The sequence below is a fragment of the Streptomyces sp. NBC_00775 genome, from assembly GCF_036347135.1.
Taxonomy (GTDB): Bacteria; Actinomycetota; Actinomycetes; order Streptomycetales; family Streptomycetaceae; genus Streptomyces; species Streptomyces lutosisoli.
This window is the reverse complement of sequence record NZ_CP108938.1, coordinates 10,924,644-10,945,823: the sequence shown is the minus strand read 5'-3', so window position 1 is coordinate 10,945,823 and position 21,180 is coordinate 10,924,644. Positions and strand designations below refer to the sequence as shown.

The window sequence follows — 21,180 nt, the reverse complement described above, 5'->3', positions numbered from 1 at the left end:
TGCCCACTGCTATGCGCGCGATCCGTCTTCAGGGAACTGATCCTCGCAGTTGACTTGCTCCTCGGGCTGAAGCGCGAGGATTCTGGCCTTCTCGTCCGTTGCTGTGCCGCTACGCGGCATGGGGTTCGGGCGGGGATCCGTGGCTTCCTGTTTCTTCGCGCTGTGCCGGGACGAGTCCTGGTCTTACCTGCGCTCCGCAGGCTGCAACCGCCAGTCCGGCGGCCGTTTTGAGGTTGATCGCGGCGTTGTGGTCCCGGTCATGGAGGGTCCCGCAGGCGGTGCAGGTCCATTCCCGGACGTTCAGGGGCTTGGGCCCGTCCTTGGCCCCGCAGGCCGAGCAGACCTGGGAGGTCGGTGTGAACCGGCCGATCTTGACCAGGGTCCGGCCGTACCTGACCGCTTTGTACTCCAGCATGGTCACGAACGCCGCCCATCCGGCGTCGTGGACGCTCTTGGCCAGCCTGGTGCGCGCGAGTCCTTTGACCGCCAGGTCTTCCACACCGATCGCTTGGTTGTCGCGGATCAGCTTCGTGGAGAGCTGGTGGTGGAACTCCCGGCGGGCATCGGTCACTTGTGCGTGGGCGCGGGCGACCTTGAGGCGGGCCTTCTCGCGGTTCTTGCTGCCTTTCTGCTTGCGGGACAACTCCCGCTGGGCTCTTTTGAGTTTCTTCTCCGCGCGGCGCAGGAACCGCGGGGAGTCGATCTTCGTGCCGTCGGACAGGACCGCGAAATGGGTCAGGCCGAGGTCGATGCCGACCATCTGGTCGGTGTCGGGCATCCGGGTGGCGTCGGCGTGCGGGTCGGTGTCGATGACGAAGGAGGCGAAGTACCGCCCGGCCGCGTCCTTGATCACGGTGACCGAAGGGGGTTGGGAGGGCAGAGTTCGTGACCACTTCACCCGCACCGCCCCGATCTTCGGCAGGTTCAGCCGCCCGGAATCGGTGATCGACCAGCGGGCGTTGGCCGTGAAGCGGATCGACTGCCGGTTGTCCTTGCGGGACTTGAACCGGGGCCCATCTTCGCGCCCTGCCGCTGGCCCTTGAGGGAGGCGAAGAAGTTCCTGTAGGCGGCCTCCACGTCGCGCAGCGCCTGCTGGAGCACGACGGCGGAGACCTCACCCAGCCAGGACCGGGCCTCGGTCTGCTTCGCAGCGGTGATCAACTTCCTGGACAGCTCGCCGGCCGTCGGGAAGGCCTCGCCCGCTCTGCGGGCGTCCTCGCGGGCGCGCACGGCGTCGTTGAACACGACGCGGGCGCACCCGAACGCCCTCACCAGGGCTGCGCGTTGGCCGGAGTCCGGGTACAGGCGGAAGCCGTACCGAAGCTGCATGACCGCCACGCTAGACACTTGAGTTACCGGCGGCATGCAGAAGATTAGAACTGGTCGGCACTGTGTTTTCGTGATGCATGTGCACTTGGTCTTCGTGACAAAGTTCCGGCACAACGTATTCACGGACGATCACCTGACGCGTATGGAGGAGATCATGCGGTCGGTGTGCGCGGGCTTCGAGTGCGAGCTGGTGGAGTTCGACGGCGAGGACAGCCACGTCCACCTTCTGGTGAACTTCCCGCCCAAGGTCGCCGTCACCAAACTCGTCAACTCTCTCAAGGGCGTCTCCTCCCGCCGACTGCGCCAGGAGTTCCCCGACCTGGCACGCCACTACTGGCGGGCCAACAAGCTCTGGTCCGGGTCCTCCTTCGCCGGCACCGTCGGCGGCGCCCCGCTCTCGGTGGTCAAGCAGTACATCGAACAGCAGCACCGGCCGGTGTGAGCATCGCCCGGCTCCGCCGGACCGGCCATCGTGGCGCTCCGCGCCATGGTGGTGAATACGCGGCATCCGGCTCCGCCGGACCGGAATCCGCGACGCTCCGCGTCGCCACCGTCAGATTCGCTTCACCCCCGGCCTGAAGGCCGGAGCACTACGAATGAATCCCGGTAGCGGGCATCTTCCGTCAACACCGCGTCAGATCCACGATGGGCTGCATTTCCGGGGCCGATGGTCACACCGGTCTGGCGGGCGCGGCCGGCCTCATGGGGATGTGCCCCTCCTGTCTGCCGCTGCTGTGGCTGTACCCGGTGTGCGCCATCGCGATCTCCGGGATCGGTGGGCTCAGGGTGCTGCCCGTCTGCTACCGCTTCCTCGCAGAGTTCGAGCCACTGCCGCAGGACACCGGCGGTATCCGCTCGATCCTCTACAACGGCGCCCAGTGGGCGCGAGCCCGGCCAGGGGCTGGGTGTGGATGGCCGTCGGCCTCATCGCGGCCGCACTCGCCGGCTTCGGGGGTGACGGGCGGCCGCCAGGGGCCGCACCGCGTCCTCGCCCGGACGAAGCCCCGAGAAGACCGCCGCCCCGGCGTAGCGGAACCGTACTCACATGCCCGCCCGGCCCGTGGGCGGCGCGAAGATCGCCCGGCAAAGCGCCGTAAACCGATCGGTTTTCATTTTGTCCACATCGAGTTAACCTCGCGGTATGACCACCGAAGTGAAGCCAAGTACCAGAGAGCGGCTGCTGGAGGCAGCGGCCACGCTCACCTACCGAGACGGTGTCGGCATCGGCGTCGACACACTGTGCAGGGCGGCCGGGGTGTCGAAGCGCTCCCTGTACCAGCTGTTCGAGAGCAAGGACGAACTGCTCGCGGCGAGTCTGGAGGAGCGCTCCTCCGCCTTCGTGGCGACCCTCCTGCCCGCGGCGGACGACGGTCGGTCACCTCGCGAGCGGATCCTGCACGTCTTCGACCAGTTGGAGGAGCAGGCGGGTGCGCCCGACTTCCAAGGCTGCCGATACCTGGCTGCTCAGATCGAGCTCAAAGACCAGAGCCACCCCGCGAGCCGGGTGGCCCACCGGGTCAAGGCGAACCTGACGGCCTTCTTCCGCGCCGAGGCCGAACAGGGCGGGGCGAGCGATCCCGACCTGCTGGCCCGGCAGCTCATCTTGGTCTTCGACGGCGCCAGCGCCCGCGCCGGGATCGGCGCCGACAAACTGACCGGGCTCGTCGCGCCCACGGTGGCCACCCTGCTCGGCGCGGCAGGCATGCGCTGACGCATCCCTTTTCGAGCAGGTGCCCTGACCGTGCGCTCCCCGGGTTGATGGCTTCATGTCCCTGACTCCCGGAGATCAGAGGTGCCGTAGCTTGAGTGCGAACTCGGCGACCGCTGCGCGGATGACACTTTCGCGCCCTGGCTTCGTTCACTTCAAGCGGTTCTGGCTCAACTTCTGTGACATGGCCACTCTGAGTGGCATCCGGACACCTTCGAGCCGCGCGCGAAGTCGCCCGAAAACGGTCCGTGGACAAGACAGTTGGGCCGACAGTTCGGGGCCGTGGAAGAGGTCGCACACTGGCTGAAGGAGTTGTTGTTCCCGTCGATCGCGGACGTCGCGGTGCTGTCGGTGGACGTGAACATCGAGATAGTGCGCGTTGACGCGCAATGCATCGCGAGCGGTACCCTGTGCCCGGTCTGCGGAGTCTGGTCGAACCGGGTTCATGGTTCCTACCTGCGGTTTCCCGCTGATGTGCCGAGCGGTGGCCGAAGCGTTGTTCTCCAGTTGAGGGTCCGTCGGTTCACCTGCGGGAACTCGGGCTGCGCACGCCGTACCTTCGTCGAGCAGATACCCGGCTTGACACGTCGGCACGGTCAGCGGACCGAGCGGTTGCGCTCCACCCTGGCCGCGGTCGGCCTGGCCCTCGCGGGCCGGGCCGGAGCCCGCATCGCCCGCGTTCTCGGGGTGTCCGTCAGCCGCAGCACGGTGCTCCGGCTGGTCGATGCGCTGCCCGAGCCCGATGTCCCCGCGCCGCGGGTGGTCGGCGTCGACGAGTACGCCACCCGCAAGGGCCGCCACTACGGCACCGTCCTCGTCGACATCGAGACCCGCCGCCCCGTCGATCTGCTGCCGGACCGGGAGGCGTCCAGCCTGGCGGCCTGGCTCGCCGAACGGCCGGGCGTTGAGGTCGTCAGCCGCGACCGTGCGCCGTTCTTCGCCGAAGGCGCCTCCACCGGCGCCCCGCAGGCCGTCCAGGTCGCGGACCGGTGGCACCTCTGGCACAACCTGAGCGAGGCCGCAGAACGGACCGTCGCCCAGCACCGCCGCTGCCTGCGAGCCCTTGCCAGGTGCAGCGGCGGGGTTCGTCACCGTCACAGCTTCCGGGAAGACGGTCACGCTCCCCGTGGACCCGTTCGATGGCGAGACGCACGAGATTAAAGGTAACGGCCCGTTCACCGTCACTATCGCCGGCAGCGGGGCTAGCGTCGACGGAGCCGCCAGCTACACGCAGTCGACAAACCGAAGCAACACACGCGTCCGTTTCAACAGCACGAGCCGCGAGTGGGAAATCAGATGAACACCTGTTCAGCGTCGAGCGCCCGGAACGCACGAAGGAATCCGACGCTGCTGCTCTCCGGGCTGAAGGACCGGAGGATGCTGGTGTCCAGAACCCGCTGACCTACTGCGGTGTCAACGGGTTGCAACGCCGACGCCCCTCCCCAGGTTCGGGAACGGCTCGGCGTACGCGCCGACCCCGTGTTCCCCGGCCGTTGCCTTCCGGCTGAGACAACGGTCCGCCGGTTCCTGGCTGGCATCGACGGTGATGCCCTGGACCGGGCAGTAGGCCGCTGGCTCGCCGACCGCTGTACTGGAGCGGGCGAGCTGTGCGACAGGCCCACCGCCCCCGGAGCGGAAAACCCCGGGGGCGCGTCGCGCCGTACGTGAGTCAGGCCTTGCGGGTTACGGGGCGGTGCCCCACAGGAGCTGGCCGCCGGAGTAGACGCCGATCTTGGGTGCGTCCGTGTACGAACTCGCGGTCCCGTGGCTGTAGTCGTCGGCCTCGTTGAAGTTCGACCAGTCGGCCCGGTGCAGCCGCAACTGGATGTCACCCGTCGAGGCACCCGCGGCGAGCGTGCCGCCGGTGACATTGACCTTCAGGTAGCGACTGGCCCCGGTCGTCGTGCCGTTCGTCGACACCGAGTGGGTGAGGTTCGAGCAGCCGATCTGCGCCCAGTCACACCACGTCGTGTACGAGGAAGCCGAGTCGTCGAACCAGTAGCGGATCTCGACATCCTTCAGACTCTGCGCACTGCTCCCGGTATTGACCAACTGCAGGTTCATCCCGATGGCGTTGTCCGTCAGACTCGTATCGCTCGTCTTGTACTGCACCTTCAGGTTGCCGGTACCAGTCCCACCGCCCGAAGTCGTCGTGCCGGCGACCTGGGCGGACTGGGCCGAGGCGTTCCCGGCGGCGTCCCGCGCCCGCACCTTGTACTGGTAGGTGGTGGAGGAGGTCAGACCGCTGTCGGTGTACGTCGTGCCGCCGGTGGAGCCGACGAGGGTCCCGTTGCGGTAGACGTCGTACGACGCGACGCCCACGTTGTCCGTCGAGGCGGTCCAGGACAGCGACACCGACGACGAGGTGACGCCCGTCGTCTTCAGCCCCGCCGGGACGCTCGGCGCCTCGGTGTCGGTACCCGGGTCCCCGCCGCCGTTCAGCGGCGGGTAGGCGTTGGTCAGCAGCATCTGGAACTGTGCGGAGAACCAGCGGCCGGCCAGCGGGGCGTTGGCCATGGCGCCGGTCGGGTTGTTGCCGTTGCGCGCGTTGCCCCCGTAGGTCGGGTCGCACATCCGGTCGAAGCCCTTGCCCTCGTCGTTGTCGATGGGCTCGCTGTTGCCGTCCGACTCGCCCGGGGGCTTGGCCCACACGTACGCGTCGATGCCCGGCTCGGGCGCGGTCTGCGGGCGCTCGCCGACTCCGGCGCCCTGCTGGTTGCACCAGTTGCCGGTGTGGAGGCGGCGGTCGATGCGGCCGCCGTCAACGTAGGCGTCGACGGAGGTCTGCGGGCCGGGTCCGGTGGGTCGTGCGGTGCCGCCCCAGCCGTTGCGGGCGGTGTCGATGAGCATGCCGAGGCCGGAGTTGAAGCCGCCGCGGCTGACCAGGCGGTCGCGCAGCGCCTGGGCGTAGGACAGCTCGTCGACGTAGTAGTTCCAGTCGACCCACTTGGACTGGCGCACGGTGGTGCCGTTCACCGAGTCGGTGACCTTGAAGTTCGGCTCGTGCAGCGCCCCGTAGTTGGCGGTGTTGACGATGAAGCCGGCGACGTCGTCGACCGTCGCGCCCTCGGTGGTGGCGGCGATCTTGAACTCGTCGACGGCCGGGTCGAAGTTGGTGTCCCAGCCGAGCCAGCCGTGGTGGCCTGCGTCGATGTAGTTGTAGACGTTGGGGATGTCGCCGAGCTTGTTCAGCGCGTAGCCCACGCCGTGCTCGTACGCCCCCAGCTCTTTCACGTGCCGGCAGGCGTCCGTGGCGCCGGCCGCGCTGCCCGCGTTGGTGACCATGTTGGGCAGCGAGTCCGGCTCGATCAGCGCGGAGATCCGCAGTGCGGCGTACTTCGGGTCGGCGAGGATCGCCGCGATCGGGTCGATATACTCCGACTTGTACCGGCTGAGCTCCTCCGCCTTCAGCTCGCCGTTGGAGGAGAGCGCCGAGCAGTCGCGGCCCGGCAGGTCGTAGATGACGACCTGAAAGAGCGTGGCGCCCTGCGTCAGCGCGGTGTCGAGGTGGGCGCGCAGGCCGCGGCCGTTGGAGGTGCCGGTGATCGCGGCGATCCGGTCCATCCAGACGAAGCTGGGCTCATCGGCGATGGCGGAGCCGCCCGGCTCGGCCTTCGCCTTGGCGGACCAGTCGGGGTTGACGTACGGCTTGGCGCCAACGTACGGGTTGTCGACGCGGGCCGCCGCGGCCGCCGAGGCGGGCGCGGCCGGCAGTGCGACGCTGAGCGCGGCGCCCATGGCGAGCGCCGGCAGCAGCGCCGCGAGCCTCCTGAAGCGGCTCCTGCGTCTGAGGTGCGTGGTGGTGTTCATCGCGGCTCTGGTGCTCCTCTCGAATAAGGGTGTGCGGAGGTACGGCCCGGTGGCGGGAGGCAGCGGGAAGGATTCCCGCCACTGGGTGTCTGGGGGTGGATCAGGGCGCGGTGCCCCACAGGAGCTGGCCGCCGGAGTAGACGCCGATCTTGGGTGCGTCCGTGTACGAACTCGCGGTCCCGTGGCTGTAGTCGTCGGCCTCGTTGAAGTTCGACCAGTCGGCCCGGTGCAGCCGCAACTGGATGTCACCCGTCGAGGCACCCGCGGCGAGCGTGCCGCCGGTGACATTGACCTTCAGGTAGCGACTGGCCCCGGTCGTCGTGCCGTTCGTCGACACCGAGTGGGTGAGGTTCGAGCAGCCGATCTGCGCCCAGTCACACCACGTCGTGTACGAGGAAGCCGAGTCGTCGAACCAGTAGCGGATCTCGACATCCTTCAGACTCTGCGCACTGCTCCCGGTATTGACCAACTGCAGGTTCATCCCGATGGCGTTGTCCGTCAGACTCGTATCGCTCGTCTTGTACTGCACCTTCAGGTTGCCGGTACCAGCCCCACCCGCCGACGCGGTGGTGACGCTCACCGGACCGGCGGGCGGCGAGACGTTCCCGGCCGCGTCCAGGGCGCGCACGGTGTAGCTGTACGCGGTGGACGCCGTCAGCCCCGTGTCGGTGTACGCCGTGCCGCCGGTGGAGCCGACGCGCGTGCTGCCGCGGTAGATGTCGTACGCCGTGACGCCGACGTCGTCCGTGGCGGGATCCCAGGCCAGCGAGGCGGACGACGAACTCGATCCGGTGGACCGCAGGTTGCGGGGCGCGGTCGGCGGCGTGGTGTCCCCGCCGCCTGCCTGGTCCTTACTGGCGTCGAACGAGAAGGAGTTCACGCCCAGCCCCTGGCCGCCCTGCCAGATCTCGAAGCCGGCCTCGGCGTCGATCAAGTAGTGCGCGGGGTTGATCTGGCCGCGTGCGGTGGCGTCGTCGACGAGGCGCTTCACGTCGAGGTCGGTCACCGCGGTGGCGCCGCCCTGCAGCACGTACGAGACGACCTTCCACCCGGAGGCGCCGGGCCCGGTCCACACGTCCCAGGTCCGGCCGTCCAGGGTGACCGTGGCCGTGCGGGAGCCGATGGGCTGGACGCCGCCGCGGTGGTTGATCCAGATCATCAACTCGGTGCCGTCCGGCTGGTCGTCGGTGGTGGGCGTGGAGTTGAACCACAGGTCGTACGCGGCGTCCCAGACGCCGGAGGCGACCTGCGTGGTGTCGAACGTCGACCGGGCGCTGCCCAGCTCGCTCACCCGGATCGGCAGGCCGCTGTTCGCGGTGCACGCGCCCCAGTGGCAGCCCTTGTAGCTGGACGGGTACGTGGCCGGCGGCCCCGCCGTGGTGAGCGAGAAGTTCGCCTCAGTCACCTTCCAGGCGCCGGTCGCGGTGTCCACGCTGACGCACTGGCGTGCCGAGGAGTTCCACTCGTTCTGCTGGTATGTGTACGCGCCGCCCTGCATCTCGGTGGTGCCCCACTGGGTGCAGTCGGTGACCGGCGCGGCCGCCGCCGGGCCCGCGCCGGTGAACAGCGCGAGCCCGGCGAGCAGGATGCCCGCGGCGGTGGCGGCGAGGGCGCCGCGCAGGTGTCGTCCTGTCACGGCGCCGTCCCCCAGACGAGCTCGCCGCCGACATACGCGGTGATCTTGGAGGCGTCCGCGAAGGACGAGTTGGTGCCGTGGCTGTAGTCGTCGGTCTCATTGAAGTTCGACCAGTCGCTCTTGTGCACGCGCAGCTGTATCTCGCCGGAGTCGCCGCCCGCGGCGACACTGCCCGCGCCGGCGCTGAAGCCGACCTCCAGGTAGTGGTCCGCGCCGGTCTTCGGGCTGCCCATGGCGACCACCCGGTGGGTGATGTTGGCGGCGCCGAGCATCGCCCAGTCGCACCAGGTGGTGTACGTGGACGGGCCACCGTCGCCGGTGAAGTAGTAGCGGACGGTCACCGTGGACAGGCTGAGCGCGCCGCCGCCGGTGTTGCCGACCTTCAGGGACATGCCCAGGGCGTTGTCGGTGGCGTTGGAGTCGGTGCTCTTGTACTGGACCTTGGCCCCGCCCGTACCGCCGCCGGTCTTGGTGGTGCCGGTGACCTCGGCGGACAGTGCGGAGGCGTTGCCCGCCGCGTCGCGGGCGGCGACCCGGTAGTGGTAGGCGGTGGCGGCGGAGAGCCCGGTGTCGGTGTAGGTGGTCGCGGTCGGGGTGCCGACCGGGGTGCCGTCGCGGTAGACGTCGTACGCCGCCACACCGGTGTCGTCGGTGGACGCCGTCCAGCTCAGCGACATGCTGGTGCCGGTCGTCGCCGTCACCGTCAGGCCGGTCGGGACGGTCGGCGCGGTGGTGTCGCTGCCGCCGCCGGGGCCGCCCTCGTCGCCGAGGAGCTCGGCGTACGAGGCGAAGGAGAGCGCCAGCGCCGCCTGCGCCCAGAAGCGGTGGTACGTGAAGACCGGCGGGGCGCCGCCGTCGAGGTACGTCTGCACCTTCGACCAGCCCGGCTCCTGCTTGAGCCACGGCCGCATCCCGATGAAGGTCGTACCGGAGCCCAGCTTCACGCCCTGCGGGGAGGTGCCGGACCAGCCCGCAGGGAAATACACCGGGTCGTCGAAGCGGTCGTAGTCGCGGCGGGTCTCGGGGACGGCGATGCCCTTGGTGTCCGCGTGCCCGGCCATGGCGTCGAGCAGGGACTTGGCGAGTCCGGCGGCGTCGGCGTCCCCGGACTTCGCGGAGTAGTAGATCAGCGTCATGGCCAGCGCCGCGCCCACGCCGACGTCGTCGCTGTAGTCGACGACCGACACGTGCAGGCCGGTGTTGGCGCCGGGGCTCGCGGCGTTCCAGGTGTCGGGGGCGCCGGTCCAGCCAAGGGTGGAGGGGAAGCGGTAGCTGCCGTCGGAGCCGACGGTGGTCTGCTGGGTGGCCCAGGCGACCCACTTGTCGAGGACCGCCTTGGCGGTCGCGTTGTTGGTGACGTAGTAGTACTGGGCGACGCGCTCCATGCACCAGACCTGGAAGCCGAACCAGTTGTTGCTCGGCGGGTCGTGGTAGACGGGCTGCCAGTCGTACGCCATGCCGTAGAAGGTCGGTGTGCCGGCCGGCGGGGTGCCGTACTGGCCGTCCCAGCTGTTGGAGCAGCCGCCGGCGAGCGCGCCCTCGGCGGACTGCAGCCAGCGCAGGAACTCCAGCTGCCGGGTGAGCGACCTCTGCCAGTCGCCCTTCGCGGTCGGCGACTTGGGGGTGAGGGCGGGGATGGTGGACAGCGCCCAGGCGGCGAGGGGGTTCTGGTAGCCCTGGTGGGCGATGCCGTCGCCGATGCGCCAGGCCCAGCCGCCGCCGGTGCCGGCGGAGCCGCCCCAGGCGTAGTACCAGGACAGCAGGTAGTGCTGGGCATCGCGGCCGGAGGCGGGCTGGCAGCCGGTCGGGCTGGTGCAGTTGCCGATTTTCTTGAAGTACTTGTCGAACATCGCGTAGCGCAGGTAGTCGCCCATCTTCGCGGCCCTGGCCACGGAGGCGGAGACCTGGCTCGCCTTGCCCTGCGCCGTCGCCCACGTCAGCGCCCAGTACGCGGCCTGCACGGCGCGCGCGTCGGCGTCGGGGGCGTTGGTGTACTTCCACTGCTTCGCGTACGAGGCGTCCTTGACGAAGAGGTCGAGGTAGCCGTTGGGACCGCCGTACTTGAAGAGGTCGGTGCTGGGCTGCGGGACGGTCTCCCAGACGGACTCCTGCGCGCCGCGCTGGTAGCTGTTGACGAACGACGCCATCTTGCCCGGGCCGAGCTCGTCGCCGGTGCCGGGCTTGTTGCCGAAGCCGTAGACGTTGTCGAGGTCCATCAGCCAGTGCATGCCGTAGACGTCCATCGTCCCGTACGCGGAGGCGAGTTCGGTGGCGATGGGGTCGGAGCCGACGGAGACGGACGAGTCCATCTGGGACGGGTAGCTGGTGACCTGCGGGTGCTCGGGCGCGTAGGTGGCGGGCTTGGAGGGGGTGTACGAGTCGTTGGTGGGCTGGTCAATGTGCGGCGGGATGATCGAGGCCTCGGCGACCTCCCAGGACTTGTTGAACGGGGCCCAGTCGCCGGTGACCCGGCCGTACGCCGCCTCCAGCCAGATCCAGAAGCTGAACGCCTCGGAGGTGGTCTGGTGTCCGTGGTCGGGGGCCTCGACGATCAGGGTCTCGGCGCAGTGGTAGGGGATGCCGTCCGGGCTGAAGTAGCCGCTGGCCGGGTTCTTGATCTTGTTGTACTGGGTGAGGAAGGCCTCCGTGTAGGGGCCGTTGGCGGCGGCCGCCTGTGCGGCGGAACCGGCCGGGGCCTCGACGGCCCGGGCAAGCGCCTGCCCGGCACCGAGGGCGACGAGCGCGCCGCCGGCCACGCCGACGAAGGACCGCCGGGAGAGTGACGCGGACCTTTCGGGCCATTCGGGGTGTGCGGACACAGGTCCTCCAAGAGAGGGTCCGGGTGCGAGTGGTGGAGGTGGTGGAGGTGCCGCCGTGCCGGGGCTGCTCCCCATCCCGGCACGGCGGCACGCTGGAACGGTCCGGGCGGGCGGGGCCTGCCGCCCGGACCGTGCTTCAGGGGGCGGTGCCGTAAACCGTCTGGCCGTCGAGGTGGACGGTGATCTTCGGTGCGTCCGCGAAGGACGTGTTCGTGCCGCGGCTGTAGTCGTCGGCCTCGCTGAAGTTCGACCAGTCGCTCTTGTTGAACCGCAGTTGCGCCTCGCCGCTCGAGGCCCCGGGGGCGAGGCTGCCCGCCGTGGCGGAGAAGCCCACCTCCAGGTAGTGGTCGGCGCCGGCCGTCGGGCTGCTCATCGCGACGACCCGGTGCGTGAGCGTCCCGCAGCCGAGCACCGCCCAGTCGCACCAGGTGCTGTACGTCGTGACGCCGGACTCGCCGCTGAAGTAGTAGCGGACGCTCACCTTGGAGAGATCGACGGCCGAGTCGCCGGTGTTGACCAACTGCAGCCCGGGTTTGATCGAGTTGTCGCCGGCGGACTGGTCGTTGTTCTTGTACTGGACCTTCAGGGCGCCGCCGCCCGTGCCCGCCGGCTGCGTCGTGGCGCTCACCGGAGCGGACTGCGCCGAGACGTTCCCGGCGGCGTCGCGGGCATGCACCGTGTAGGCGTACGCGGTGGAGGCGGCGAGCCCGCTGTCGGTGAAGGACGTACCGGAGGCCGTCCCCACCTTCGTACCGCCGCGGTAGACGTCGTACCCGGTGACGCCGGTGTCGTCGGTGGCGGCGTTCCACGCCAGGGAGACGGAGGCCGAGGTGGTGCCGGTCACCCGCAGCCCCGACGGCACGCTCGGGGCCTGGGTGTCGACCGCGCCGGTCTCGCCGAGGGCCTTGCGGATCGCGTCCATGACGACGGGCTTGGGCTGCAGGTTCCCGTCCCACGGGAGGGCCGAGCCCTCGCCGTTGAAGACGCCGGGGATCCAGGAGTACTTGTCGGTGTAGTCCCAGACCGTGATCCCGACGCACCGGGTGACGGCCAGGCAGGCCTCGGTGACCCGGCGGTAGTAGTCGGCCTGGGTGGCCTCCTTCGCCGTGTCCTTCGGCAGTTGCATCCGCACGTCGAGCTCGGTGACGGCCACGTCGAGGCCGAGGTCGGCGAAGCGCTGGATGTTCTGCTGCATCTGGTTCGGGAATCCGTACTGGATCGCCAGATGCGCCTGCAGCCCGACGCCGTCGAGCGGCACGCCGGCGGCCTTCAGATCGCGGGCGAGTGCGTAGAGGGCGTCGCTCTTCGCGCCGAGCCCCTCGACGTTGTAGTCATTGATGTACAGCTTGGCGTCGGGGTCGGCGGCCCGGGCGGCGCGCAGGGCGTGGGCGACGAAGTCCTTGCCCATGGCGTTGTAGAACGGCGAGTTGCGAAAGCTGCCGTCCTCGTTGAAGGGCTCGTTGACGACGTCCCAGGCGAACACCTTGCCGCGGTAGTGGCCGGCGACATTGGCGATGTGGTTCTCCATGGCGGGGCGCACCTGCGCGGCGGGCAGCTGCCCCACCCAGCCGGGCAACTGGCTGTGCCACACCAGCGTGTGGCCGCGAACGCTCTGGCCGTGCGCCTCGGCGAAGTTCACGATCTGGTCGCCGCCCGTGAAGCTGAACTGCCCCTGGGTGCGCTCGGTGCTGTCCCACTTCATGGAGTTGCCGGGGGTGATCGGCCCGAACTGGGAACCCAAGGTCTGGGTGTACGGGGCATCGGACAGCTCCCCGTTGTCGGTCGCCGAGCCGAAGTACCTGCCCTTGGCGTCGGCGAGCTGATGCAGCGTCGGCGGCTCGGCCGCGGCCGCCGGCGACGGCGTGAGCCCGATCGCGGCCGCCGCGAGGGCGAGGGTGGCGATCAGGGCGGCGATGCTCCGAGACGCCCATCTTCGGGCGGGGGGTATGGGCTCCAGCGTCATGCTGGTTCCTCTCTCCGAATGCGGGAGGGGGACGCTCAAGCGTCACCGGAGCCCTGCGACCGGGGTCCCACCGGTCGCGGCGCACCGTCTCCTCCCCCGCGGCTCTGATGGGAGATGTTGCAAGCCTTGAAGTCGTGGGAGCGCTCCCAAATTGCTGTAGTGGGGTGCACCTGTCAAGAGGCGAGTCGAAACTTGCGGGCGGTCTGGCGAAATTGTCGACGGCCCGGGCCTTGCGGATATCAGCACTCCGCCAACATGTGAAGCCCCGGGCTATGCCTTCCCGTCATGTACTGAAACCGACATGAGGGAACTCGCGGACTACGACTCGCTGCTGTCGACGTGTTCCTTCAGCCAGCGCTCGGTCGTGCTGATGTGCAGCAGTGCGGCGGCTTGGCTGAGGGACGCGTCGCGCGTGGCCAACGCCGCGTAGATGGCCTCGTGTTCGGCGAGGGTGCGCTCCGAGGCCTGCGCGTCGACGAGGCCGCGCCAGACGCGTGCGCGCAGGGTGCGATCCGAGACGCCTTCCAGGAGTGTGAGCAGTGCGTCGTTCCCGGCAGCCGAGATCACGGCGCGATGGAAGGCCGCGTCGTGGGAGTTGAGCTCCTCCGCGTCGTCGCGTGTCTCGCGCATGGCGTCCACGTGCCGCCGTACATCGGCCAGTTGTGCGTCGGAGATCCGGGTGGCGGCGAGTGCGGTGGCCGCCGGTTCGAGGAGACGGCGGACCTCCATCAGGTCGAGCAGCGCCGCCGGGTCGCTCTCGCGGATCTGCTCGATGGCCTTGTCGGTCAGCGACACCCTGCGCTCCTCCAGCCCCCGGAGGCCGTCGGGGACACTTGGGCGTGCCCGGGGTGACGTTGATGATATTGGGGTGGCTGCGGGGAGAGGAGATCGCTGCGGCCTGGCCCGGGGCGGAATTGCGCGCCGCGGGCCAAGCCGACCGTGGATTGATCAGGTGCAGGTCTTCCCGTTGAGAGTGAAGGCCGTGGGCGTGGGATTGGTCCCGCTGTAGGTCCCCTGGACTCCGAAGCTCGCTGTCGCGCCGGGTGCGATCGTCCGGTTCCAGTCGGTGCCGCGGGCGACGACTGCGGTGCCGTTCTGGGTGACGGTCGCGTTCCAGGCGCTCGTGACGCGCTGCCCGGCCGCGTAGGCCCAGCTCAGCTGCCACCCGTCCATGGCGGTCGGGCCCGTGTTCTTGGCGGTGACCGTCGCGGTGAAGCCCGTGCTCCACACACTGTCGGTCTTGTACGTCACCGCGCAAGCACCGGTGGGCTGTTCGCCGGTGGAGGTCCGCTCGGCGGCGTAGGCGGCGAGCCAGGCCAGCGGGGCGTTCCAGTTGACCGCCACCTCGTTGGTGGAGTATGAGCCGATGTCGTCGATGTAGCAGGCGGCGGGCGCGCAGCCGGCCAACTTCTCCTCTGCCACCGGGTCCTGGAGGCCGCTGTTGGGCCCGCCCGCCAGCGATCCCGCCGGAGGATGGGGCAGCGAGGCGTCCAACTGGTGGGCCCAGAAGCGATGATGCTGGTTCTGCGAGGACGTCTCGCCATAGCCGGTCACGTAGGACTGGCCGAGGGCGTTGCGGCCGAGGAGGTAGTCCATCGTCTCCAGCGCGCCGGTGCGGTAACGCTCGTTGCCGGTCAGTTCTCCGGCGACGGCCAGGACGATCGCGTCGCCCGCGACCTCTCCGTTGGAGCCCCAGAAGTAGCCGTCCGCCGGTACGGGCACCGCGTAGCCCTGGGCGGCCATCCGGGACAGGTAGCCGTCGGCGGCTGCCGTGACCGAGGTCCGGACCCGGTCCCGGTCGGCTGCGGGCAGGCCGTTGGGGACGGTGGCCAGGGTGAGCCGGCCGAGTGCGGCCGTGTCCGCCCAGCCGAATCCGTAGGCGGAGAAGGCAGTTGAGGAGGTGTGCCAGGAGGAGTCGGTGACCGCGTCCCGGTAGCCGCTCTCGCCGGTCGTGGCGTACAGCTCGGCCGCCGCCCAGTAGAACTCGTCGCTGACCGTGGTGTCGCCGTAGGCACCGCCGCCGGTGCTGTCCGAATCCGGCGCGTACAGCGCCGGGTTAGCGCGGGCCGCCGTCCAGGCCCGGCGCGCGGCCGACAGGCAGCGGTCGGCGAAGGCGGTGTCGTAGGCCCTGTAGACCCGGGCGCACTGCGCTGCGGCCGCCGCGAGGTTGAGGGTCGCCGCCGTCGACGGACGGTGCAGCTCGCGGGGCTGGGGGTCCTGGTCGGGGCGCAGCGGCATGCCGGTCCAGGCCGCGTCATGGATCTTGTGGAACGCCATGCCCGCGTACGGCTTGCCCTCGGGCACCTGCATCCGCATCAGGAAGTCGAGTTCCCAGCGCGCCTCGTCCAGCACGTCGGGTACGCCGTTGCCGCGCTCGGGGACTTGGAGCGAGGAGTCGCCCAGCGCCGCGTCCTTGCCCGCCCGCTTGGCCCGCTCGAAGGAGTTGACCATCAGCCAGGTCGAAATGCCGCCGTTCACCACGTACTTGCCGTGGTCACCCGCGTCGTACCAGCCGCCCCTGACGTCTTGGGTGTAGTCGCACACGGTGGCCTGGCACGGGACGGAGGTGTCGCCCTTGTTGGGCGCGACACCGAGGTGTCCGGCCGGGCGCGCGTAGGCGGAGCCCACAAGAGAGGCGTCGATGGGTATGCCGCTGCGCTGGTGGTAGAAGAACGCCATCGCGTCGGAGCGCAGAGAGTCGTACAGGTTCGCGCGGAGGTCGAAGGGCACGCTGCTGCTGCCGTCCACCGTCAGGACGTATCCCGACCCGGACCCCTGGAACGAGGAGAAGTCGGCCACTTGGACGGACTGCCCGGAGGGGGCGTCCGCCCCGCGCGGGACGGTCGCACCGGAGGCGACCGCCGTCCCTGACGCGTCGCGCAACTGCCAGGTGAGCGGCTGCGTCGCCGTGGTGACCACGGTGGCGCGCTTGGGGCCGTCCGGCAGATAGCCGACCTGGTTGACGCGTACGGCCGTGGTCGCCGCCGCATCGGAGACGACGGCTGCCGCGGCGGGCGTGGTGAGGAGGCCGCCGACGAGGAGGGAACTCGTCAGCAGGGTGGCGGCGAGGCGTCTGGGGCGGGGTACCGAAGGAACGGAGGGCATGAGCGGCTCCTATGTCGAGGCTGGTCATCAGGAGGAGTTGGGCTGGGTGAGCAGGCCCGTTCGCCAGGGCAGGCGGAGGTGGTCGACTCCCCGGCGCCGGACGTGTGGGAGCTGTAGCGCTGGACGGTCAGAGGTCCGCGCCGGTGTCGGGGGTGCTCAGGGGATGGCGGTCGTGGCCGGGCTCGGCGCAGAGTCTGGGAGCGCTCCCAATGGCCGATATCCCGAACATTGATCAATGGATCGAAGAACCGAGGTTGGACAGTAACGACGCGCACAACAGTCGTCAACTGATGTGCATGGCACGGGAGTTGCCGGTGCGACTCGATGGAAATCCGCGTTCGAAAGAGTTTCAGACGACCCTTCCAGTTGACGTATCGCCATGCCGTCCCAATCTGACCACTCCCCCGCACTGCCCTTGATGCGTACGCCAAACAGGCCTGCATCCAGGGACGTTGATGCACGACGGAGAGATGTCGTGGATCAAAAGTTTCGCCCATCACGTCGAAACAGTTGACAGTCCACGAGCCCGGCACCAACCTGTCGACGTCGACAAGCCCCGTCCCGTCCCTGTCCCCGCCTCAGGCCGCAGGAGCACGCATGAGAAGCCGACCAGGAACCACGCGACCTCGCCGGTCGTCACCCTCCCTCATAGCGAAACTGGCCGTCGCCGCGGCACTTGGCGCATGCACCGTCGCCGTCGACACCGGCGCCTCGGCGCAGGCCGCCACCTGCACCGGCTACGTCGGGCTGACCTTCGACGACGGCCCGTCCAGCAGCACACCGGCGCTGCTCGACACGCTCCGGCAGAACGGGCTGCGAGCCACGATGTTCAACGAGGGGCAGTACGCCGCCGCCAATCCGTCCCTGGTACGTGCACAGGTCGCCGCCGGCATGTGGGTCGGCAACCACAGCTACACCCACCCCCACCTGACCCAGCTCGGCCAGGCGCAGATCGACTCCGAGCTCTCCCGGACCCAGCAGGCCATCGCCAACGCGGGCGGTGGCACGCCCCGGCTGTTCCGCCCTCCGTACGGCGAGACCAACGCGACGGTGAGGAACGTCGAGGCCAAGTACGGCCTGACCGAGATCATTTGGGATGTCGACTCGCAGGACTGGAACGGCGCCAGTACCGATGCGATCGTGCAAGCGGCGGCACGGCTCACGAGTGGCCAGATCATCCTCATGCACGACTGGGCCGCCAACACGCGCGCCGCGATCCCGCGTATCGCGCAGGGCCTGGCGGCCAAGGGGCTGTGCGCGGGCATGATCTCCCCGCAGTCCGGACGTGCGGTGGCGCCGACCGGTTGACACCACGGCTCTCCCACTCGGTGTGTTGAGCACCGGGTGGGAGGGCCGTGGCGCCTGGCTCCGCAGCTCCTGTCAGCCCTGCAGACTCCACTGCTGGTTCGCTCCGCCCGAGCAGCTCCACAGTTGGATCTTGGTTCCGTTAGCGGTGTTCGCGCCGACGGCATCAAGACACAGCCCCGACTGCACTCCTGTGATCGTGCCGTTGGCGTTGATGTTCCACTGCTGGTTCGTCTGCCCGTTGCAGTCCCAGATCACCGCCGCGGTGCCGTTGCCGGTCCCCCTCCCGGAGGCGTCCAGACATTTGTTGCCGTAGACCATGAGTTGCCTGCTGTCGGTGTAGGTCCACCGCTGGTTGGTGCCGCCGTTGCAGTCCCACAGTTGTGCCTGGGTGCCGTTGGTCGTGGTGGAGTTGTCGATGTCGACGCAGCGGCCGGACTGCCCGCCCACGATCTGCCGGCCGGTGGGCGGGGGCTGGGTCGACGAGTCGAACTGGGTGAAGAACTTCCACACCTCTCCCGACGTCCAGGTCCGCCAGCCGCTGCCGCCCCCGTCGAGGGGGCCGGGGTCGTGCCCACCGTCGAACGCGGCCCACACGACGGGGTGCCCGGACGTGCACCCCGAGTAGGCGGTGACGATGTGTGTCCGGCTGCCGGACGACGGCTCGGGTGGGTTCTGCGCGGTGCAGCCGTTGTTCCGTACGAACGTGTCGCGCGGCGCCCGTCCCGAAGAGATGGGCAGGACGTTGTCACTGATGCCGTGGAGCCCCATGTACGCGATGGGTTGAGTGCCGCCGCCGCAGCCGCTGAGGTTCGCGCCGGAGTAGACCGCGACCGCACGGAAGACCGTCGCACGGGAGCAGGCCAGGGCGTACGTCATCGCCCCGCCGTAGCTGAAGCCCCCGGCGTACAGCTGCGCCGTGTCGACGCACAGGCCCGCCTCGATCTGCCGGACCAGGTCGTCGACGAAGGTCACGTCCTGACCGCCGGAATTGGCCCAACCGTTGTTGATGCCCTGGGGCGCCACGAAGATCGTGCCGTTGTTCGCGCTGTCCGCCAGCCGCCTCAGGCCGTAGTAGGACCAGTTGTACCCGTCCGTTCCGCCCGAGTCGACGTCGTTGGCCGTACCGCCCACCCAGTGGAATCCGAAGACCAGCCGGTAGGGGCGGTTGTTGTCGTAGTTCGCCGGGATCCTGAGAATGTAGCTGCGGTTCTGGCCGCTGCTCGAGATCGTATGCGTACCGCTGGTCAGCGTCGGGGCCTTGCCGCATCCGGGAGTCGCCGCGGCGGCACCGGCACTTGTGGACGGCGACGGCGTGCTTGCGTCGGCGCTGTTGCTCAGCGCCGTGCCGGCAGCGGACATGACGAGAAGCACCGCAGCCACCAGGGGCATGAAGAGGGATCTACATCGCATCTACTTCTCCTTGTTCATCGAGTCCTTGTTCATCGGTCCTTGTTCATCGGTCCTTGTTCACGGAGGTGCCGGTGATGGTCCATGCGTTGTTGGTGCTGGAGTTCGGCGTCCACATCACCGTGGTCGAGCCGGCCGTGGTGCTGCCGCTGCCGTCGAGGGCGGTGCCGGTACCGCGATTGACGATCTGGTAGTGGTTGTTGCCAAGGCTGTTGAGCGACCACTGCTGGTTGTTGCCGCCGTTCCACGCCGCCTGCCGGGCGGGAGCGCCGTTGGCGGCATCGCCCCAGCTGTCGGCGGCCATGCCGTTGGTGCGGTTCGTGATGCGGTAGTAGCCATTGCCGATGTCTGTCAGCTGCCACTGCAGGTTGGTGCTCCCGTCGGAGTTCCACTGCTTGAGGTTCGAGCCGGAGGCGACGTTGCCCCCGCTGTCGAGCAGCAGACCGCTGGTCACGTTGGCGATCTGCACCCAGGTGGTGGGGACGCTCGGGCTGTTCAGGGTGGGGATCTGGCCGGAGAAGGTGAGCTTGACCGTGTGCGCCGGCGCGCTGAACGGCGCGTTGGACGAGGGCATGGTGAGGTGCAGGCCGGATCTGTCCTGGGTCGGTGCGGGCAGGTCGATGTAGGTGCCTGCGGCGTTGTTCAGCAGTTGGGCGCTCGTCAGGCTGCTCAGGTTGATCCGGTCCGAGCTCAGCGTCGTGATGGTCATGGTTCCGCCCTGCCAGCCCAGCGCGGTGGCGTACAGGACCTTGTTGTCCCGGCTGCGAGTGAACCGGATGCCCTTCGCCGTGCCGGCCGCCGGGCCGCTGAACGAGCCTCCGCCCATCTTGGTGGGGCCCTCGCCGTAGCCGGTCCAGGAGCGGGTGGCGTAGACCGCCTCTCCGAAGCGGCCGAGCCAGTCCCCCATGGCGAGCAGGATCGACTGCTGGCCTGGGGGGATGGTGCCGTCGGCCATCGGCGCAATGTTCAGCAGCATGTTGCCGCCTTTGCTGACCCGGTCGATCAGCGAGTGGAGCAGTGCCTGCGTCGAGTAGTAGCCGATGCCCACCGTGTAGCACCAACTGGAGGAGGAGATGCTGTCGTCGGTCAGCCAGTAGGGGGTGAGCAGCCCTGCCGGTCCGCCGCGCTCGAAGTCGTAGACCTCGCCCTTGTTGTCGAGGCCGTCCTTGTAGGTCGCGACCACGTCCTTGTTCCAGGCGACCGCCTGGTTGTAGTAGTGCGCGAGGAACTGGAGCCGGTAGGACTCCTGCACCAGGCCCAGGTCGAAGTCCTGCCAGACCAGGTCCGGTTGGTAGCCGTCGATGACCTCGGCCAGCTTGTCGTACCAGAGCTTGTTCTCCGCGGCCGAGCCCTGCTGGCCGAAGAGGACGCGCAGCGCCGGGTCCGACTGGTTCGGCACGTGGTCGTAGAAGCCGTTGAAGTGGTAGGCGTGGTGCAGGGAGGTCATGAACTTCAGCCCCTGTCCGCGGATGGCCTGCGCGTGCAGCCCCAGGAGGTCGAGTCGGGGGCCGTGCTGGACCGAGTTCCACGGGCTGGAGCGGCTGTTCCACATGGAGAAGCCGTCGTGGTGCTCGGCGACCGGGCCGGCGAACTTCGCGCCCGCGGCCCTGAACATCTGCGCCCAGGCGTTCGGGACCCAACTGCCGCCCTGGGAGGCCAGTTTGGGGGCGAACTGCACGTAGTTGCCGGCCTTGTCGCGGGCTCCGTCAATGAAGTTGTTGTACGCCAGACTGAGGGGTCGCCGTAGGTGGCGATGTGGTGCTGGTTCTCGTTCGAGCCGCCGATGTACATGTTGCGCGGATACCACTCGTTCCCGAACGCGGGAACGCTGAAGACACCCCAGTGGTAGTAGATGCCGAACTTGGCGTCCTGGAACCAGGCCGGGGCCGGGGGGTGCTGGTCCACGGAGGACCAGCTCGCGGTGTAGCTTCCGGGGCCGTCGGTCGCGGCGGCCTCGGGGGCGAACCGCAGCAGGCCGAAGGCCGTCGCCGCGCCGGCCGCCGACAGCAGTCGGCGCCGGCTGAGCGGCAGGGAAGAGGAGGACATGTGGGGGCCTCTCGGGGGAATCGACGGAGGTGATGCGGGAGTCGGCGTT

Annotated in this window: 10 protein-coding genes and 3 pseudogenes; 4 read left to right on the top strand and 9 right to left on the bottom strand. The window is 69.1% G+C overall.

Going from position 1 to position 21,180, the window contains the following annotated elements:
- Positions 1-109: 109 nt before the first annotated feature.
- Positions 110-1,329, bottom strand: a pseudogene (locus tag OIC96_RS49055) (RNA-guided endonuclease InsQ/TnpB family protein).
- Between the two features lie 34 nt (positions 1,330-1,363).
- On the opposite strand from OIC96_RS49055, the gene tnpA reads away from it, so the two are divergent.
- The 3 genes from tnpA to OIC96_RS49040 all read left to right on the top strand — a co-directional run bounded on the left by tnpA (position 1,364) and on the right by OIC96_RS49040 (position 4,198).
- Positions 1,364-1,771 (top strand): IS200/IS605 family transposase, encoded by a 408-nt coding sequence (gene tnpA / locus OIC96_RS49050; RefSeq protein WP_330301625.1) that lies wholly within the window; start codon positions 1,364-1,366, stop codon positions 1,769-1,771.
- A gap of 699 nt (positions 1,772-2,470) precedes the next feature.
- Positions 2,471-3,040 (top strand): TetR/AcrR family transcriptional regulator, encoded by a 570-nt coding sequence (locus OIC96_RS49045; protein WP_330301626.1) that lies wholly within the window; start codon positions 2,471-2,473, stop codon positions 3,038-3,040.
- A 279-nt stretch (positions 3,041-3,319) separates the two neighbouring features.
- Positions 3,320-4,198: an ISL3 family transposase gene (locus OIC96_RS49040; protein WP_330301627.1), complete on the top strand. Its 879-nt coding sequence runs from the start codon at positions 3,320-3,322 to the stop codon at positions 4,196-4,198.
- A gap of 522 nt (positions 4,199-4,720) precedes the next feature.
- Here OIC96_RS49040 and OIC96_RS49035 read toward each other — a convergent pair.
- From OIC96_RS49035 to OIC96_RS49010, 6 genes and pseudogenes are all read right to left on the bottom strand, one after another.
- Positions 4,721-6,847 carry a glycoside hydrolase family 6 protein gene (locus OIC96_RS49035; RefSeq protein WP_443058520.1) on the bottom strand — a complete coding sequence of 709 codons (2,127 nt, stop codon included), beginning with the start codon at positions 6,845-6,847 and terminating at the stop codon, positions 4,721-4,723.
- 100 nt (positions 6,848-6,947) lie between these two features.
- On the bottom strand, positions 6,948-8,483 hold the full coding sequence (locus OIC96_RS49030) for a GH12 family glycosyl hydrolase domain-containing protein (RefSeq protein ID WP_330301628.1): 1,536 nt from the start codon (positions 8,481-8,483) through the stop codon (positions 6,948-6,950).
- Positions 8,480-11,302: a glycoside hydrolase family 48 protein gene (locus OIC96_RS49025; protein WP_443058519.1), complete on the bottom strand. Its 2,823-nt coding sequence runs from the start codon at positions 11,300-11,302 to the stop codon at positions 8,480-8,482. Before OIC96_RS49025 ends, OIC96_RS49030 begins: the two co-directional genes overlap by 4 nt.
- A gap of 136 nt (positions 11,303-11,438) precedes the next feature.
- Positions 11,439-13,265, bottom strand: a complete 1,827-nt coding sequence (locus OIC96_RS49020; RefSeq protein WP_330301629.1) for an endo-1,4-beta-xylanase — start codon at positions 13,263-13,265, stop codon at positions 11,439-11,441.
- Between the two features lie 318 nt (positions 13,266-13,583).
- Positions 13,584-14,018: pseudogene (locus OIC96_RS49015) on the bottom strand (FadR/GntR family transcriptional regulator); the annotation flags it as partial.
- A 195-nt stretch (positions 14,019-14,213) separates the two neighbouring features.
- Positions 14,214-16,370: a glycoside hydrolase family 9 protein gene (locus OIC96_RS49010; protein ID WP_330301630.1), complete on the bottom strand. Its 2,157-nt coding sequence runs from the start codon at positions 16,368-16,370 to the stop codon at positions 14,214-14,216.
- Positions 16,371-16,967: 597 nt separating this feature from the next.
- Here OIC96_RS49010 and OIC96_RS49005 point away from each other — a divergent pair.
- Complete coding sequence (locus tag OIC96_RS49005; protein ID WP_330301631.1) at positions 16,968-17,678, top strand: polysaccharide deacetylase family protein; 711 nt, start codon at positions 16,968-16,970, stop codon at positions 17,676-17,678.
- Between the two features lie 72 nt (positions 17,679-17,750).
- On the opposite strand, the gene OIC96_RS49000 is transcribed toward OIC96_RS49005, so the two are convergent.
- Complete coding sequence (locus tag OIC96_RS49000; RefSeq protein ID WP_330309925.1) at positions 17,751-19,067, bottom strand: ricin-type beta-trefoil lectin domain protein; 1,317 nt, start codon at positions 19,065-19,067, stop codon at positions 17,751-17,753.
- Positions 19,068-19,131: 64 nt separating this feature from the next.
- Positions 19,132-21,131, bottom strand: a pseudogene (locus OIC96_RS48995) (alpha-L-fucosidase).
- Between the last annotated feature and the right edge of the window lie 49 nt (positions 21,132-21,180).

Excerpts from the sequence above, each read along its gene's own strand:
- tnpA (WP_330301625.1), top strand. The coding sequence starts at position 1,364 with ATGCAGAAGATTAGAACTGGTCGGCACTGTGTTTTCGTGATGCATGTG.
- OIC96_RS49045 (WP_330301626.1), top strand. The coding sequence starts at position 2,471 with ATGACCACCGAAGTGAAGCCAAGTACCAGAGAGCGGCTGCTGGAGGCA.
- OIC96_RS49035 (WP_443058520.1), bottom strand. The coding sequence starts at position 6,847 with ATGAACACCACCACGCACCTCAGACGCAGGAGCCGCTTCAGGAGGCTC.
- OIC96_RS49020 (WP_330301629.1), bottom strand. The coding sequence starts at position 13,265 with ATGACGCTGGAGCCCATACCCCCCGCCCGAAGATGGGCGTCTCGGAGC.
- OIC96_RS49010 (WP_330301630.1), bottom strand. The coding sequence starts at position 16,370 with ATGCCCTCCGTTCCTTCGGTACCCCGCCCCAGACGCCTCGCCGCCACC.
- OIC96_RS49005 (WP_330301631.1), top strand. The coding sequence starts at position 16,968 with ATGAGAAGCCGACCAGGAACCACGCGACCTCGCCGGTCGTCACCCTCC.
- OIC96_RS49000 (WP_330309925.1), bottom strand. The coding sequence starts at position 19,067 with ATGCCCCTGGTGGCTGCGGTGCTTCTCGTCATGTCCGCTGCCGGCACG.